The organism is Streptomyces sp. NPDC090741, from assembly GCF_044769045.1.
GTDB lineage: Bacteria > Actinomycetota > Actinomycetes > Streptomycetales > Streptomycetaceae > Streptomyces.
The window spans coordinates 228,507-243,609 of sequence record NZ_JBIVXF010000001.1; the positions used below are offsets into that span (position 1 = coordinate 228,507).

General features: G+C 72.7%; 14 protein-coding genes. 2 read left to right on the top strand and 12 right to left on the bottom strand.

Features of this window, described 5'->3' with window-relative positions; genetic code table 11:
• From gatC to ACIQU4_RS01060, 7 genes are all read right to left on the bottom strand, one after another.
• Nucleotides 1-297 (bottom strand): Asp-tRNA(Asn)/Glu-tRNA(Gln) amidotransferase subunit GatC, encoded by a 297-nt coding sequence (gene gatC, locus ACIQU4_RS01030; RefSeq protein ID WP_007266718.1) that lies wholly within the window; start codon nucleotides 295-297, stop codon nucleotides 1-3.
• Between the two features lie 183 nt (nucleotides 298-480).
• Entirely contained in the window at nucleotides 481-2,679 is a 2,199-nt protein-coding gene (locus ACIQU4_RS01035; RefSeq protein WP_403724186.1) for a putative bifunctional diguanylate cyclase/phosphodiesterase, read from the bottom strand.
• A 397-nt stretch (nucleotides 2,680-3,076) separates the two neighbouring features.
• Entirely contained in the window at nucleotides 3,077-5,290 is a 2,214-nt protein-coding gene (gene ligA / locus ACIQU4_RS01040) for an NAD-dependent DNA ligase LigA (RefSeq protein ID WP_403724188.1), read from the bottom strand.
• Between the two features lie 31 nt (nucleotides 5,291-5,321).
• On the bottom strand, nucleotides 5,322-6,305 hold the full coding sequence (locus tag ACIQU4_RS01045) for a methionine synthase (RefSeq protein WP_403724193.1): 984 nt from the start codon (nucleotides 6,303-6,305) through the stop codon (nucleotides 5,322-5,324).
• The gene (locus ACIQU4_RS01050) at nucleotides 6,302-6,991 is read right to left on the bottom strand and encodes an SDR family oxidoreductase (RefSeq protein ID WP_403724199.1); all 690 of its coding nucleotides are present in this window, start codon (nucleotides 6,989-6,991) and stop codon (nucleotides 6,302-6,304) included. Before ACIQU4_RS01050 ends, ACIQU4_RS01045 begins: the two co-directional genes overlap by 4 nt.
• Nucleotides 6,992-7,151: 160 nt before the next feature.
• Entirely contained in the window at nucleotides 7,152-7,496 is a 345-nt protein-coding gene (locus ACIQU4_RS01055; RefSeq protein WP_403724201.1) for a DUF1330 domain-containing protein, read from the bottom strand.
• A gap of 93 nt (nucleotides 7,497-7,589) precedes the next feature.
• Nucleotides 7,590-8,579, bottom strand: coding sequence for a GlxA family transcriptional regulator (locus ACIQU4_RS01060; RefSeq protein WP_403724203.1), 990 nt, complete (start codon nucleotides 8,577-8,579; stop codon nucleotides 7,590-7,592).
• 123 nt (nucleotides 8,580-8,702) lie between these two features.
• On the opposite strand from ACIQU4_RS01060, the gene ACIQU4_RS01065 reads away from it, so the two are divergent.
• Nucleotides 8,703-9,626: an NADP-dependent oxidoreductase gene (locus ACIQU4_RS01065; protein ID WP_403724205.1), complete on the top strand. Its 924-nt coding sequence runs from the start codon at nucleotides 8,703-8,705 to the stop codon at nucleotides 9,624-9,626.
• Between the two features lie 33 nt (nucleotides 9,627-9,659).
• On the opposite strand, the gene ACIQU4_RS01070 is transcribed toward ACIQU4_RS01065, so the two are convergent.
• Together ACIQU4_RS01070 and mnmA are read right to left on the bottom strand one after the other, a co-directional pair.
• Nucleotides 9,660-10,184 carry a CAP domain-containing protein gene (locus ACIQU4_RS01070; RefSeq protein ID WP_403724208.1) on the bottom strand — a complete coding sequence of 175 codons (525 nt, stop codon included), beginning with the start codon at nucleotides 10,182-10,184 and terminating at the stop codon, nucleotides 9,660-9,662.
• 109 nt (nucleotides 10,185-10,293) lie between these two features.
• A complete protein-coding gene (gene mnmA, locus ACIQU4_RS01075; protein ID WP_403724211.1) occupies nucleotides 10,294-11,457 on the bottom strand; it encodes a tRNA 2-thiouridine(34) synthase MnmA in 1,164 nt (387 codons plus the stop codon).
• Between the two features lie 69 nt (nucleotides 11,458-11,526).
• Here mnmA and ACIQU4_RS01080 point away from each other — a divergent pair, with 69 nt between their 5' ends.
• Nucleotides 11,527-12,201 (top strand): N-acetylmuramoyl-L-alanine amidase, encoded by a 675-nt coding sequence (locus ACIQU4_RS01080; RefSeq protein WP_403724213.1) that lies wholly within the window; start codon nucleotides 11,527-11,529, stop codon nucleotides 12,199-12,201.
• Here ACIQU4_RS01080 and ACIQU4_RS01085 read toward each other — a convergent pair.
• The 3 genes from ACIQU4_RS01085 to ACIQU4_RS01095 form a co-directional block, all read right to left on the bottom strand.
• The gene (locus ACIQU4_RS01085) at nucleotides 12,198-13,361 is read right to left on the bottom strand and encodes a cysteine desulfurase family protein (protein WP_403724216.1); all 1,164 of its coding nucleotides are present in this window, start codon (nucleotides 13,359-13,361) and stop codon (nucleotides 12,198-12,200) included. The two genes, ACIQU4_RS01080 and ACIQU4_RS01085, sit on opposite strands and share 4 nt — an antisense overlap.
• An 81-nt stretch (nucleotides 13,362-13,442) precedes the next feature.
• Nucleotides 13,443-14,294: a thioesterase family protein gene (locus ACIQU4_RS01090; RefSeq protein ID WP_403724218.1), complete on the bottom strand. Its 852-nt coding sequence runs from the start codon at nucleotides 14,292-14,294 to the stop codon at nucleotides 13,443-13,445.
• A gap of 58 nt (nucleotides 14,295-14,352) precedes the next feature.
• The gene (locus ACIQU4_RS01095; RefSeq protein ID WP_403724220.1) at nucleotides 14,353-15,009 is read right to left on the bottom strand and encodes a trimeric intracellular cation channel family protein; all 657 of its coding nucleotides are present in this window, start codon (nucleotides 15,007-15,009) and stop codon (nucleotides 14,353-14,355) included.
• Nucleotides 15,010-15,103 lie beyond the last annotated feature (94 nt).

Sequence of the window (15,103 nt, forward strand, 5' to 3'; positions counted from 1 at the left end):
TTAGTCCTCCCCCAGGATCTGCGGCACCTTGAAACGCTGCTGCTCCTGGGCGGGAGCGCCGGAAAGCGCCTGCTCGGGGGTGAGCGACGGTCGGACCTCGTCCGCGCGCATGACGTTCGTCAGCGGCAGCGGGTGGGAGGTCGGCGGGACGTCTTGGTCGGCGACCTCGGAAACGCGGGCGACCGCGCCGATGATGTCGTCGAGCTGTCCGGCGAAGTGGTCCAGCTCTTCGCTCTTGAGCTCCAGACGTGCCAGCCGAGCGAGGTGGGCAACCTCCTCGCGCGTGATGCCAGGCATGCAGCGATCCTCTGGGGGTGGTGAGTGTGTAGTTTCGTGCCCAATCCTATGGGGCGGGGCCCCGGACCCACGAAACCGTTTCCCACCAGGGCGCCCCGGGCCCGGCGGGGGCCACGGGGTGGAGTGCTCGTACGGGTCCTCGTACGGGTCCTCGTACGGCTGCTTCCGCGGCTGCCGGCCCGGCTACTGGGCCGGGGTTTCCGCCGGCGCCTGGGAGGCCGCCAGTTCCGCCGTGATGTCCGCCGGACGGCGCCAGCCGCGTTCGCCGCGGGCCAGGAGCCAGGCCGTGGCCTCCTGCGGGGGCATGGCGGCCGCGACCAGCCAGCCCTGGACGGCGTCGCAGCCCAGGTCGCGCAGGCGCTCCCAGGTCTCGTCGTCCTCGACGCCCTCGGCGACGACGAGCAGCCCGAGCGAATGCGCCAGGTCGACGGTGCAGCGGACGATCTCCGCGTCCTGCGCGTCCACCGCGAGCCGCGCCACGAACGAGCGGTCGATCTTCAGCTCGCTGACCGGAAGCCGCCGCAGGTGCACCAGGGAGGAGTAGCCCGTGCCGAAGTCGTCGAGCGACATCTTCACGCCGTGGCCGGTCAGGCCCGCCATGGTGTCGGCGGCCCGCTGCGGGTCCTCCAGCAGCACGTGCTCCGTTATCTCCAGCTGGAGCCCGCTGGCCGGAACCCCGTGCCGGGCCAGCCGGGCCGCGACCGCGCCCGCGAATCCGGGGGTGTGGACATCGCGCGGTGAGACGTTGACGGCGACCGGGACCTTCAGTCCCTGCGCCCGCCAGCGCGCCACCTGGGCGAGGGCGGTCTCCAGCACGTACTCGGTGAGGTGGGGCATCAGCCCCGAGGTCTCGGCGATCGCGATGAACTCGTCCGGCGACACCCGGCCCCGCTCCGGATGTACCCAGCGCACCAGGGCTTCGAGCCCGGCCACCTGGCCGTCGAAGCGGACCTTGGGCTGGTAGTGGAGTTCCACTTCGCCGGCGTCGAGAGCGCGGCGCAGATCGCCGAGGAGGCCGAGCCGGTCGGGCGTGTTGCTGTCGCGCTTGGACTCGTACACCTCCACGCCGGTGCGGTCCCGCTTCGCCTGGTACATCGCGACGTCGGCGCGGCGCAGCAGCCCCTCCGCGTCCAGCGCGTGGTCGGGGAAGACGGCGAGGCCGGCGCTGGCCTCCAGGACGAGGGTCAGGCCGTCCAGGTCGAGGGGCGAGCTGAGCTCGGCGACGAGGTGGCGGGCGACCCGCTGGGCACTGGTGGTGGAGTCGGCGACGGGCAGGAGTACGGCGAACTCGTCGCCGCCGAGGCGCGCGGCCTCGGCGTCCTCGGGCAGGGCCTGGCGGAGCCGGTCGGCGATCTGGAGCAGCAGCCGGTCACCGGCGAGGTGGCCCAGCGTGTCGTTGACCGCGCGGAACCGGTCCAGGTCGATCAACACAAGAGCTGACCGGGTGCCCAAACGTTCAGCCTCGTCCAGAGCGGACCAGGCCCGCTCCAGCAGCCACTGCCGGTTCGGCAGCCCCGTCAGCGGATCGCGCAGCTGCTCCTCGGCGCGCGCCCGGGCGATCCACAGCGTGGAGTCCAGGGCGATCAGGGGCACGGCGAACAGCGGCAGCAGCACCGGCTGCGTCACGGCGACCACGCAGATCAGCGGGGCGATGCCGAGCAGGGCGACCGCCACTAAGGCCTGGCGGAGCAGGGCCGTGCGGGCGATGGTGGGCAGGGCGCCGCCGCGCGGGGTCTGCGCGAGCCACAGCAGCACCTTGGTGACCAGCAGGTAGGCGAGGGCCACCAGGACGATCTCGGGGACCGCTTCCAGCCCCCAGGTGGTGGGCCGCCACGGGGTCTCGACGGTCGGCGCCTCGCCGAACGCGGCGAGTACGAGGGCCCCGGCTCCGATGCCGAGGATGTCGGTGGCGCCGTGCAGCAGCCCCTGCCGCCAGCGGTGCCGGCGCGCGGCCCCGACCAGGGAGACCACCGCGAGCGAGACGAGTCCCGCGGGCACCCAGCCGTAGAGGACGAGCACGCCGAGGGTCAGTGCCGCGCCCGAACCGGTGCCGCCCCACCAGCGGTCGCGGCCCAGCGCGACGAGGTGGCCGACGATGATGCCGGTCAGCAGGGCGAGCGCCCAGCCGACCGGACCGCCGGGGAAGAGGGCATGACGCTCACTCAGCGCGGTGAGGATGCCGATCGCGAGGACGACGGCGGACAGGCCCACGACGATGAACGGCAGCACGGTGCGCTGCGCCGCCCTGCCCGATCCCGCGCCGCTGCCGAGCGGGCGGTTGTCCGGCGTCCTGGCACCCAGGACACCGAGCCGGCCCGTCCGCATGGACGGGATCTCCCCGCCGACATCAGGTGACGGGTCGGCGCTTTCGGTGGGTTTCATGCCCGTCCCTCTCACAGCCGGCAATGCCGATGCCACGCAATGGCCCCAATGTCATGCCATCACGGCTGGAAGCGCATCACGCAGCCGTGCACGACAGGCGCCCCCCTCAACAGTAGGACGCGAGAGGCCCTCAGGGGCAGCGGTCGGCGGCGGTTGCCCGAATGCGACCCAGCCATCCTCATCAGTACGGTATCCGCCGAACGGGTGAGTTTGGACCAGGACTCCCGGGTCACCCATCCGATGATCCGACAGGTCACCGCCCTGCGAACAGCCCTGTACCGGCCTTTTACCACCGGGAGTTGCGCCTGGCGTGCGCCCGCCCGCACGGCCGCACGCCACGCATCCGTTCGCCTTCGCCACTCCCCCGGTACGAGACCTGCGTGTCGGCCGGGGGGCGTTACTCCGCTTCGGCACCGCCGTCCACCGGGAGCGCCGCCTCGCGCGCCGCGTCCGGGCCCTGTTCGAGCAGCACCGCGAATCCCGCGTCGTCGAGGACGGCCAGTTTCAGCTGCATCGCCTTGTCGTACTTGGAGCCCGGGTTCTCGCCGACCACGACGAAGGAGGTCTTCTTCGAGACGGATCCGGTCACCTTGGCTCCGCGGCTCTGCAGGGCCTCCTTCGCGCCGTCCCGCGTGTGGCTCTGCAAAGTGCCGGTGACGACGACGGTCAGGCCCTCCAGCGGACGCGGCCCCTCCTCCTCACCGGAACCCTCCTCCTCCATGCGTACCCCGGCCTCCCGCCACTTGCGCAGGATCTCCTGGTGCCAGTCGACGGCGAACCATTCCTTGACCGCCGCCGCGATGATCGGTCCGACGCCCTCGGTGGCGGCGAGCTCCTCCTCGGAGGCCTGCTCGATCCGCTCGATCGACCGGAACTCGCGGGCCAGGGTCTCCGCCGCGACGGGCCCCACGTGCCGGATGGAGAGGCCGTTGATGAACCGGGCCAGCGGGCGGTCCTTGGCGGCCGCGATGTTCTCCAGCATGGACAGGGCGTTCTTCTTCGGCTCGCCCTTCTGGTTGGCGAAGACCGTGACGATCTTCTCCTCGCCGGTCTTCGGATCGCGTTTGGGCAGCCCGCTGTCGGCATCCAGGACGTACGCCTTGATGGGCAGCAGCTGCTCGATGGTGAGGCTGAACAGGTCACCCTCGTCGAGCATCGGCGGCTCGGCCGGCTCCAGCGGGTTGGTGAGCGCGGCCGCGGCCACCGCGCCGAAGTTCTCGATGTCCAGGCACTGGCGGCCGGCCAGGTAGAACAGCCGCTCGCGCAACTGGGCAGGGCACGTCTGCCCGTTGGGGCAGCGGAGGTCGATGTCGCCCTCCTTCATCGGCCGCAGCGCCGTCCCGCACTCGGGGCATTCGGCCGGCATGACGAACTCCCGCTCGCTGCCGTCGCGCAGGTCCACCACCGGGCCGAGGATCTCGGGGATGACGTCGCCGGCCTTGCGCAGCACCACGGTGTCCCCGATGAGCACGCCCTTGGCCTTGACGACCTCCTGGTTGTGCAGGGTCGCGAACTCGACCTCCGAGCCGGCCACCGTCACCGGCTCCACCTGCGCGTACGGGGTCACCCGGCCGGTGCGGCCGACGCCGACCTTGATGTCGATCAGCTTGGTGTTGACCTCTTCAGGGGCGTACTTCCACGCGATCGCCCAGCGCGGAGCGCGGGCCGTGGAGCCGAGGCGGCCCTGGAGCGGGATCTCGTCGAGCTTGACGACGACGCCGTCGATCTCGTGCTCCACGGAGTGCCGGTTCTCGCCGAAGTAGGCGATGAACTCGCGGACCTCCGCGAGCGAGGACACCGCCTTGTTGTGCCGGGCCGTGGGCAGGCCCCACTCGCCGAGCAGCTCGTACGCATGGCTCAGCTTGTCGATCTCGAAGCCGGCGCGCGCGCCGATGCCGTGCACCACCATGTGCAGCGGGCGGGTGGCGGTGACCTTCGGGTCCTTCTGGCGCAGTGAACCGGCCGCCGCGTTGCGCGGGTTGGCGAAGGGCTTGTCGCCGGCCTCGATGAGCCGCGCGTTGAGCTCTTCGAACTTCTCCATCGGGAAGAAGACCTCGCCGCGGATCTCGACCAGCTCGGGGATCCGGTCGCCCTTGAGGCGGTCCGGGATCTCCGCGATGGTACGGACGTTGGGCGTGATGTCCTCGCCCGTGCGGCCGTCGCCGCGGGTGGCGGCCCGGGTCAGGCGGCCCTTCTCGTACGTGAGGTTGACGGCGAGGCCGTCCACCTTGAGCTCACACAGGTAGTGGAAGTCGGGGGTGTTGACGTCCCGGGCCACCCGTTCCGCCCAGGCCGCCAACTCCTCGTCGTCGAAGGCGTTGTCGAGGGAGAGCATGCGCTCCCGGTGCTCGACGGACGTGAAGTCCGTCTCGTACGCCCCGGCCACCTTCTGGGTGGGCGAATCGGGCGTACGCAGCTCCGGATACTGCTCCTCCAGCGCCTCCAGCGAGCGCAGCAGCTTGTCGAACTCGGCATCGCTGACGACCGGCTGGTCGTTCACGTAGTACCGGAAGCGGTGCTCCTCGACCTGCTCGGCCAGCAGCGCGTGCTGCTCACGCACCGCCGCCGGTGCGCCCGTGCCGCCGCCGGCCTGCTTCTGTTCGGCTGCCATGCCGTGTCCTCCCGTGGCCCGTCTGCTTACGTCACTCAGGGTTGTCGGCGAGCGACCTCGCCGCCCTGACGCAGTGCGCCTGCGCGGCGCGGGCGTAGGCGGGCGAAGCGCCCGCCAGACCGCACGCCGGGGTGACCACGACGGACTCCGCCAGAGTCCCCGGGGCCAGCCCCAGCCTGCGCCAGAGCTTCCTGACACCCATGACGCTACCGGCAGGGTCCGACAACGGGACGTCGGTGCCCGGCACCACTCCGGCGAAGAGTTTCGTGCCGCCTTCGACGGCCTCGCCGATGGCGTCGTCCTCGCGCTCGGTGAGCAAGGAGAAATCGAACGACACACCCGTCGCGCCGGCCCGCCGGAGCAGCCCGAAGGGCACCTCGGGCGCGCAGGAGTGGACGACGACCTCCCCGTCGTGGACGGCGAACAGCTCGCGCAGGGTGCCCTCGACGACCTGCCGGTCGACGGCCCGATAGGTCCGGTACTTGCTCGCGGACCGTACGCGCCCCAGCAGCACCGCGGTCAGGGACGGCTCGTCGAGCTGGAGCACGATCTCGGCGCCGGGGATGCGCCTGCGCACGTCGGCCAGGTGGTCGCGCAGGCCCTCCGCGAGCGATCCGGCGAGGTCGCGGCAGGCGCCGGCGTCCTGGAGCACGGCTTCGCCGCCGTGCAGTTCCAGGGCGGTGGCCAGGGTCCACGGGCCGACGGCCTGGACCTTGAGCTTGCCGGTGTACCCCTGGGTGAACTCCTCCAGGGCATCGAGGTCCTCGCCGAGCCAGGAACGGGCGCGCCGGGTGTCGCGTCCCGGGCGGTCGCTGATCCGCCAGCCGCTGGGCTCGACGTGGGCGTACATCTCGACGAGCAGCCCGAGGGATCGGCCGATCATGTCCGCACCGGGCCCGCGGGCGGGCAGCTCGGGGAGGTACGGGAAGTCCTCGAAGGACCCGGTGGCGGTCTTGGCGGCCTCGCGGGCGTCGCCGCCGGGGAGGGAGCCGACGCCGGTGGCGCTCGCGGTCATCGGCCGGGCCGCACGCTCAGGTCGTTGACCTCGGCGTCGCGCGGCAGGTCGACGGCCATCACGATCGTGGTCGCCACGGACTCGGGGTCCATCCACCGGGCGGCGTCGTACTCCTTGCCCTCCTGCGAGTGCACCTTGGCCTGCATGGCGGTCGCGGTCCGGCCGGGGTAGACGGAGGTGACGCGGATGCCGTTCGGCTTCTCCTCGGCGCGCAGCGAGTCGGCGAGGGCCTTGAGCCCGTGCTTGGAGGCGGCGTACGCGCTCCAGTCGGCGTGGGCGGTCAGGCCGGCGCCGGAGTTCACGAAGACCACGGTGGCGCGGGAGGCGCGCAGGGTGGGCAGCAGCAGCCGGGTGACCTCGGCGGGGGCGATCAGGTTCACGTTGAGCTGCTGGTGCCAGGTCTTGGGGCGCAGCTCGCCGACGGGGCCGAGGTCGACGATCCCGGCGATGTGCAGGAGCGAGTCGATCCGCTCCGGGATGGGCTGCTTGGAGAAGGCCCACGACAGCCGGTCGGGGTCGGAGAGGTCGCCGACGAGGGCGCGGGAGCCGGGGTAGCGCTCGACGAGCTCCTTGCCGCGGGCGGCGTCGCGGGCGAGCAGGACGAGGTCGTCGCCGCGGGCGTGCAGCCGCGCGGCGACGGCGGCGCCGATGCCCGCGCCGGCACCGGTGATCAGGTGAGTAGCCATGAGCCCCATGCTCGCAGGTCGCCGCCGCCGGGCAGGCCGTAGCCCGGCGGGCGGGCGGCGAGGCCACGGCCGTGGGCCCGGGCCGTATTCAGCCACCGGCCCACCCGGCGGCTTGCGCCTCCTCCGGGGCCGCTGAGGACGGATACGGCCCGGTTGGCCGTCAGAGGGTGGCTTCGGCGCGCAGGCGGGACGCCGTCTTCGTCGCGTCGTAGCCGGGCGGGACGCCGTCCACCAGGATGACCTCGCCCGGGATGTGGCGGGTGCGCAGCGGGATCAGGGCCTGGTAGGCCGGGGAGGCGTACCAGGCGCGGGCGCGCTCGATGTCCGGGAAGCCCAGGACCACCACGGTCCCGGGGAAGGGGCCTTCCATGACCTCGGGCTGCGCTCCGTGGACGAGGAAGCGGCCCTCGAAGGGGTCCATCGTCGACTGGATCTCCTCGATGTAGCGGAGGATGTCCTCGTTCATGGTCTCGGGCCGTATGTGGGCGATGGCGTACGCGGTCATGGACCTGGCCTCCGAAGTCTCAAGCGGTGTACCGGATCGGGCTGTTGATCCGATCCTGCCAAGACGGGGAGTCGAAGGCCATGACCTCCGAGGTCATGCCCCCACGGCCACCGGGCTGCCGGGACGGAAGGTCCGGCGGTAGGCGATCGGCGAGATGCCGAGGGCGGTCCGCATGTGCTGGCGCAGCGAGTTGGCGGAGCCGAAGCCCGACCGGTGCGCGACCAGGTCGACGGGCAGGTCGCTGGACTCCAGCAGCTGGCGGGCGGCTTCGAGGCGTTGGACGGTGAGCCACTGCACCGGGGTCATGCCCACCTCGTCGCGGAACCGCCGGGTGAAGGTCCGCAGGCTCATCCGGGCGTGGGCGGCCAGCTCGGCCAGCGTGACCGGCTCGGCGAGGCGTTCCAGGGCCCAGGCGCGGGTGGCGGTGGTGGTGGCCACGGTGGGTTCGGGGACGGGCCGGTCGATGTACTGGGCCTGCCCGCCGTCCCGCCACGGCGGTACGACGCACAGCCGCGCGGCGCGGTTGGCGGCGGCGGTGCCGTGGTCGGCGCGGATCAGGTAGAGGCACAGGTCGATGCCGGCGGCGACGCCCGCCGAGGTGAGGATGGAGCCGTCGTCGACGAAGAGCACGTCCTCGTCGAGGAGGACGCGCGGGAAGGCCCGCTGGAACTCCGGCGCGTGCGCCCAGTGCGTGGTGGCGCGCCGGCCGTCGAGCAGCCCGGCGGCGGCGAGCACCTCCGAACCGGTGCAGATGGACACGATCCGGGCGCCGGGCCGGATGGCGGCGAGCGCGTCGACGAGGGCCTGCGGCAGGGGTTCGCCGCGCAGCAGCCCGGGCATGGCGTGGGTGGGCGGGACGATCACGGTGTCGGCCGCGGCGAGGGCCTCGGGGCCCGCCGTGACGCCGATGGTGAAGCCCGCGTCGCTGGTCACGGGCTGTCCGTCGGCGGTGCAGACGGTGACCTCGTACAGGGCGCCGCCGTCCTCCGCGTGGGCGTTGCCGAACACCCGGGACGGCATTCCGAGCTCGAACGGGGCGACCCCTTCGAGGGCGAGTACGGCAACACGCTGCAAAACGGACATGGCCAGATCCTGTCACATGGTGGCCGTACGGCCAACACCGCGCGGGGCCGGATGCGGCCAAGCTGGGACCACCGGCCGGGAAAACCGGCACGGAACATCCCAAGAACACCTGAGGAGACAGTCATGCGCGCGGTCGTCGTGAGCCAGTGGGGCGGGCCCGAGGTTCTCACCGAGGTCGAGACGGACCGGCCCGAGCCGGGTCTGAACGAGATCCTCGTACGGGTCCACGCGGCCGGCGTGAATCCGGTGGACTGGAAGACGCGGGCCAGCGGCGGCCTCATCGGCTGGGGCGAGGTCCCGATGGTCGGCTGGGACGTCTCGGGCACCGTCGAGGCGGTCGGTCCGGGCGTGACGCTGTACCGCGAGGGCGACGAGGTGTACGGCATGCCGAACTTCCCGCGCCAGGCCGGCGGCTACGCCGAGTACGTGGTCGCCCCGACCCGGCACTTCGCCCGCAAGCCGGCCTCCCTGGACCACGTGCAGGCGGCGGCCCTGCCGCTGGCGGCGCTGACCGCCTGGCAGGCCCTGGTGGACACGGCCGGGGTCACGGCCGGACAGCGGGTGCTGATCCACGCGGCGGCCGGCGGGGTCGGCCACCTGGCGGTGCAGATCGCCAAGGCGCGCGGCGCGTACGTGATCGGCACGGCCGGCGCGGCCAAGCACGAGCTGCTGCGCGGGCTGGGCGCCGACGAGGTGCTCGACTACCGCACCACGGACTTCGAGGACGCCGTCTCCGACGTGGACGTGGTGATCGACGCGGTGGGCGGGGACTACGGGCAGCGCTCGCTGAAGGTGCTGAAGCCCGGCGGGCACCTGGTGACCCTGCCCGGCCCGGACGGGATCCCGGCCGACACGCAGGGCGTGCACGCCTCCTGGGTTCTGGTGGAGCCGGACCTCAAGGGGCTGGAGGAGATCGCGGCGCTGGCCGACCGGGGCCTGCTCCGTCCGCTGATCGACACGGTGCTGCCGCTGGAGCAGGCCGCCAAGGCCCACGAGATCGGCGAGCTCGGACGCACCACCGGCAAGATCGTGCTGACGGTCGGCTAGACACGGCCTGGACGCCCCGGGAATCAGGGCCGGTCACAGGGGCTTCGCGAAAACCTCCACGACCCGGTCACCGGCCACTGCGACGCCCGTCTCGGTGAAATTGCAGTTCAGGATGTTGGCCTTGTGGATGCCGCTGCTGCTGTTCATCCAGCCGTTCACGTGCGCCGCGGCGTCGGCATACCCGGGTCCGGAGACGTTCTCGCCCCACGCGCCCCACTTGTAGCCGACGCGGTCGAGCCTGGCCGTCTCGTTCGACCCGTCGGAACCCGTGTGTCCGGTGAGGTTGTTCTTCGCCATGTCGTCGGCGTGGATCTGCGCGGCCTGGGTGAGCTGGGCGTTCTCGACCAGCGCCGGGCAGTTGGGGACCTTGGCCCGCTCGGCGTTGACGAGCGCGAGGATCTCGCTCGCCGACGTGGCCCGCAGGGTGGCGGGGGCGGACTGGGCGGCGACCCGGGGTGCGGCGGCGGCCGCCGTACCCGCGGCGACACCCGTGAGCAGCAGCGGGACCGCGCAGGCGGCGACGGAGACACGGCGGAGCGAGCGGGTTCTCGTCTTCATGATTCCCCTTGGTGGTAGGACCGGGGTGGTCCCCCTCCGCTCCCGGCGTCCCCCCGTTCCACCTCCGAGTCTGGCCGCCCCGCCCCGCTCCCGCACCCGGGGCGGGGCCTCACACGGACGCGGCCGCGGCCCTGGTGGTCGTCGCGATGGTGGCGGAGCCGACCACGCGCGTGCCGTCGTACAGCACGATCGCCTGGCCGGGGGCGACCCCCCGCACCGGCTCCGTGAAGCTCACTCGCAGCTCGCCGTCCACGAGCTCGGCGAAGACCTCGGTCTCGCCGCCGTGGGCGCGCAGCTGCGCGGTGTAGGTGCCCGGGGCGGCGGCCGTGGAGCCGCACCAGCGGGGGCGGATCGCGGTCAGGGCGCTGACGTCGAGGGCCTCGACGGGGCCGACGGTGACGGTGTTGTTCACCGGGGAGATGTCGAGGACGTAGCGCGGCTTGCCGTCGGGGGCGGGGTGGCCGATCCGCAGGCCCTTGCGCTGGCCGATGGTGAAGCCGAAGGCGCCGTCGTGGGTGCCGACCTTCTCGCCGGTCGCCCCGTCGACGATGTCGCCCTCGGCCTTGCCCAGCCGGCTCGCGAGGAAGCCCTGGGTGTCGCCGTCGGCGATGAAGCAGATGTCGTGGCTGTCGGGCTTCTTCGCCACGGCCAGGCCGCGCTCCTCGGCCTCGGCGCGGATCTCTTCCTTGGTGGTGAGGGTGTCGCCGAGCGGGAACAGCGCGTGGGCCAGCTGCTTCTCGTCGAGTACGCCGAGGACGTACGACTGGTCCTTCGCCATGTCGGAGGCGCGGTGCAGCTCGCGCGAGCCGTCCCCGTTCAGCACGACGGTGGCGTAGTGGCCGGTGCAGACGGCGTCGAAGCCGAGGGCGAGGGCCTTGTCGAGCAGGGCCGCGAACTTGATCTTCTCGTTGCAGCGCAGGCAGGGGTTCGGGGTGCGCCCGGCCTCGTACTCGGAGATGAAGTCCTCCACGACGTCCTCGCGGAAGCGCTCGGCGAGGTCCCACACGTAGAACGGGATGCCGATGACGTCGGCGGCGCGGCGGGCGTCGCGGGAGTCCTCGATGGTGCAGCAGCCGCGGGCGCCGGTCCGGAAGGACTGCGGGTTCGCGGAGAGCGCGAGGTGGACGCCGGTCACGTCGTGCCCGGCTTCGACGGCGCGGGCGGCGGCGACGGCGGAGTCCACGCCACCGGACATGGCGGCCAGGACGCGAAGTGGGGATCCCCCCGGCGCAGCGAGGGGGAGGCGTGAGGTGCGCGGCAGGTTCTCAGTCATAGCACCGTCCAGAGTACGGGGGAACCGGCCGGGGTCACAGCGCGTTATCACGTGCAGGGGGTGGATCACATGGGGAGCAAGGTCGAGCCTGCGCCGAAGGCCGCGCCGCGCAGGACCCGCCGGGCGGTGCTGTTCGGGGGGCTGGGGGTCTTCACGGTGGCGGCGATCGCCGGGCAGGACGAGCTGCGGCGTGCCTGGTGGCTGCTGCCGGGCGTGGGCAAGCCCCGCAAGGAGGGCGAGGTGGACCACGCGGGCGCGGGCTGGACGGCGGCCTCGCCGGCGAACTGGCGGATGGCGGACCGGCCCGGGGACTACCGGGTGGACCGGATTGTCGTGCATGTCACGCAGGGCAGCTTCGCGTCCTCGGTGGACGCCTTCAAGAATCCGTTCCACCAGGCGTCGGCGCACTACATAGTCGGCCAGGACGGGCGTCTGGAGCAGCTGGTGCGCGAGATGGATGTGGCCTTCCACTCGGGCAACCGCTCGATGAACGAGCGCAGCGTGGGCATCGAGCACGAGGGCTTCGTGGACCGGCCGCAGGACTTCACGGAGGTGATGTACGCGGCCTCCGCCCGGCTGGCCGCCGACGTCTGCCGCAGGTACGGCATACCCGTGGACCGTACGCACATAGTGGCCCACTCCGAGGTCCCGGGCACGGACCACACGGACCCGGGCCCCCACTGGGACTGGGAGCGCTACCTGGGCCTGGTCCGCTCGGAGCTCGCGGCGGCCCCCGCTCCCTAGCTCAGCCCTGCCGTACGGGCCCGCTCGACCGCCGGGCCGATGGCCGCGGCCACGGCCGCGACGTCCTCCTTGGTGGAGGTGTGGCCGAGGGAGAAGCGCAGGGTGCCGCGGGCCAGCCGCGGGTCGGTGCCGGTGGCCAGCAGGACGTGGCTGGGCTGGGCCACGCCGGCGGTGCAGGCGGAGCCGGTGGAGCACTCGATGCCCTGGGCGTCCAGCAGGAGCAGCAGCGAGTCGCCCTCGCAGCCGGGGAAGCTGAAGTGCGCGTTGGCCGGGAGCCGGTCGTCCGGGTCCCCGCCGAGGACGGCGTCGGGCACCTCGCGGAGCACGGCGGCGACCAGCTCGTCGCGCAGCGCGCCGACCTCGGCGGCGAACCGCTCGCGCCGTTCGGCGGCGATCACGGCGGCCACCGCGAAGGCGGCGATGGCGGGCACGTCGAGGGTGCCGGAGCGCACGTGCCGCTCCTGGCCGCCGCCGTGCAGGACGGGTACGGGGCTCTGGTCGCGGCCGAGCAGCAGCGCGCCGATACCGTACGGGCCGCCGATCTTGTGGCCGCTGACGGTCATCGCGGCGAGGCCGCTGTCGCCGAAGCGGACGTCGAGCTGCCCGAGGGCCTGGACGGCGTCGGAGTGCAGGGGGATCGCGAACTCGCGGGCGACGGCGGCCAGTTCGTGTACCGGCATGACGGTGCCGATCTCGTTGTTGGCCCACATGACGGTGGCCAGGGCCACGTCGTCGGGGTTGCGCGCGATGGCCTCGCGGAGGTCCTCGGGGTGCACGCGGCCGTAGCGGTCGACGGGGAGGTACTCGACGCGGGCGCCCTCGTGCTCGCCGAGCCAGTGGACGGCGTCGAGGACGGCGTGGTGCTCGACGGGGCTGGCGAGCACCCGGGTCCGGGCGGGGTCCTGGTCGCGGCGGGCCCAGTAGAGGCCCTTGACGGCGAGGTTGTCGGCCTCCGTGCCGCCCGCGGTGAAGACCACCTCGCTCGGGCGGGCGCCGAGTGCCTCGGCGAGGGCCTCGCGGGCCTCCTCGACGGTACGGCGGGCACGGCGGCCGGCGGCGTGGAGGGAGGAGGCGTTGCCCGTGGCGGCGAACTGCGCGGTCATCGCCGCAGCGGCCTCCGGGAGCATCGGGGTGGTGGCGGCGTGGTCGAGGTAGGCCATGATCCCCTGATTCTACGAGTCCCCTCCCGGGCCCCGGACCCCCCGGGGGCGGTGGGGGCCCGGAGCGGCCGGATCCGGGGGTCAGCGCGGGGCGCGGGCCAATTGGCGGGACTGGGCCACCAGGTGGTCCGTGGAGTCCCAGACCTCGGCGTCCTCCTCCAGGAAGCCGCCGGCCAGGTTCCGCGTCGTGATGGAGATCCGCAGCGGGCCCGGGGCCGGGCGCCGGCGCACGTGCGCGGTGAGCTCGATGGTCGGGCTCCAGCCCATCAGGCCCAGGTCGAAGCAGGTCGGCGGCAGCGCGTCCACCGCGAGCAGCATCGACAGCGGATCGGCGTCGCGGCCGTCGGCCAGCTCGAACCAGGCCCGCATCTCGCCCTTGCCGGACGGGGCGCCGAGCGCCCAGCCCGCCGTCGCCGGGTCCAGCCTCAGCCGGAGCCGGTCCACGATCGCGTTGCTGCCGGGGATCGGGGCCGGGCCGGCCTCCGGGCCGAGGCAGTCCTCGTACGCCGGGAACACCGGCGGGACGGCGGTGGTGCGGACGTCGTCCGGGAGGGAGGCGAGGTCGCCGTACGAGGCGACGACCCGGATCCGCTCGATCTCGGCGCCGCTCTCGTCGTACTGGAAGAGGGAGGCCTGGCCGGTGGAGAGGGTGCGCCCGATCCGGACGACCTCGGTGCGGATCACGGCGGGGCCGGGCACCGACGAGGTCAGGTAGTGGGCGGAGACGGTGAAGGGGTCCGGGTGCGGCAGGGCCGCCGACAGGGCCCGGCCGACCAGGGCCAGCAGGTAGCCGCCGTTCACGGCGGTGATGATCGTCCACCCGGCGGAGAGCTCCGCGTCGTACACGCCGGACTCCTCCGCGCGCGGGGTGACGGCGGTGTCCCGGTCGAATTCGCTGTCGCCGATGGAGGCCTGGGTCGCTGCGTATGCCATGAATTCGAGCCTACCGCCGGTTACTACTAAGCGGTAGCTTTCCTTTGCTACGTGCTTGTTACGGCTCTTCGGCCACCGAGGAGCGGCGATTCCAGGCCAGCGGGGCCCGCCAGTGGTAGCGCATGGCGAGGAGCCGGAGCACGAAGGTGGTGACGATCGCGAGGGCGGTGGTCACGGCGTTGAGCATCTCGAACGCGATGAACACGGCCACCATCGAGGCACCGACGATGGCGGGGACGGCGTACATCTCGCGGTCGCGCAGCAGCGACGGCACCTCGTTGGCCAGGACGTCGCGCAGGACGCCCCCGCCGACGGCCGTGACCAGGCCCAGCGCGGCGGACGCGGTGAGTCCGAGGCCGAACTCGTACGCCTTGGTCGTGCCGGTCACGCAGAAGAGGGCGAGGCCCGCGGCGTCGAAGACGTTGATGGCCCGGTTGATGCGCTGCACCTCGGGATGCAGGAAGAAGACGCACGCCGCGGCGATCAGCGGGGTGACGAAGAAGCTGAGCTCGCCGAAGGCGGCCGGCGGAACGGCGCCGATCACGATGTCGCGGAAGAGGCCGCCGCCGAGGGCGGTGGCCAGCGCGAGCACGCAGATGCCGAAGACGTCGAAGTTCTTGCGTACGGCGAGCAGCGCGCCCGCGGTGGCGAAGACGAAGATGCCGGCTAGGTCCAGGGCATGCTGGATCCCGGGCGGGAAGAGATCGTGGAGCACGGCCCCATTGTGCCGTTCGCCCGGCCGGTGGTTCGACGGGTACGGCCCGCCACCCCGGGCGGCTGCCACCCCGGCCGGCGCCGGCCGGAGGCCG

Excerpts from the sequence above, each read along its gene's own strand:
- gatC (WP_007266718.1), bottom strand. The coding sequence starts at position 297 with ATGCCTGGCATCACGCGCGAGGAGGTTGCCCACCTCGCTCGGCTGGCA.
- ACIQU4_RS01035 (WP_403724186.1), bottom strand. The coding sequence starts at position 2,679 with ATGAAACCCACCGAAAGCGCCGACCCGTCACCTGATGTCGGCGGGGAG.
- ligA (WP_403724188.1), bottom strand. The coding sequence starts at position 5,290 with ATGGCAGCCGAACAGAAGCAGGCCGGCGGCGGCACGGGCGCACCGGCG.
- ACIQU4_RS01045 (WP_403724193.1), bottom strand. The coding sequence starts at position 6,305 with ATGACCGCGAGCGCCACCGGCGTCGGCTCCCTCCCCGGCGGCGACGCC.
- ACIQU4_RS01050 (WP_403724199.1), bottom strand. The coding sequence starts at position 6,991 with ATGGCTACTCACCTGATCACCGGTGCCGGCGCGGGCATCGGCGCCGCC.
- ACIQU4_RS01055 (WP_403724201.1), bottom strand. The coding sequence starts at position 7,496 with ATGACCGCGTACGCCATCGCCCACATACGGCCCGAGACCATGAACGAG.
- ACIQU4_RS01060 (WP_403724203.1), bottom strand. The coding sequence starts at position 8,579 with ATGTCCGTTTTGCAGCGTGTTGCCGTACTCGCCCTCGAAGGGGTCGCC.
- ACIQU4_RS01065 (WP_403724205.1), top strand. The coding sequence starts at position 8,703 with ATGCGCGCGGTCGTCGTGAGCCAGTGGGGCGGGCCCGAGGTTCTCACC.
- ACIQU4_RS01070 (WP_403724208.1), bottom strand. The coding sequence starts at position 10,184 with ATGAAGACGAGAACCCGCTCGCTCCGCCGTGTCTCCGTCGCCGCCTGC.
- mnmA (WP_403724211.1), bottom strand. The coding sequence starts at position 11,457 with ATGACTGAGAACCTGCCGCGCACCTCACGCCTCCCCCTCGCTGCGCCG.
- ACIQU4_RS01080 (WP_403724213.1), top strand. The coding sequence starts at position 11,527 with ATGGGGAGCAAGGTCGAGCCTGCGCCGAAGGCCGCGCCGCGCAGGACC.
- ACIQU4_RS01085 (WP_403724216.1), bottom strand. The coding sequence starts at position 13,361 with ATGGCCTACCTCGACCACGCCGCCACCACCCCGATGCTCCCGGAGGCC.
- ACIQU4_RS01090 (WP_403724218.1), bottom strand. The coding sequence starts at position 14,294 with ATGGCATACGCAGCGACCCAGGCCTCCATCGGCGACAGCGAATTCGAC.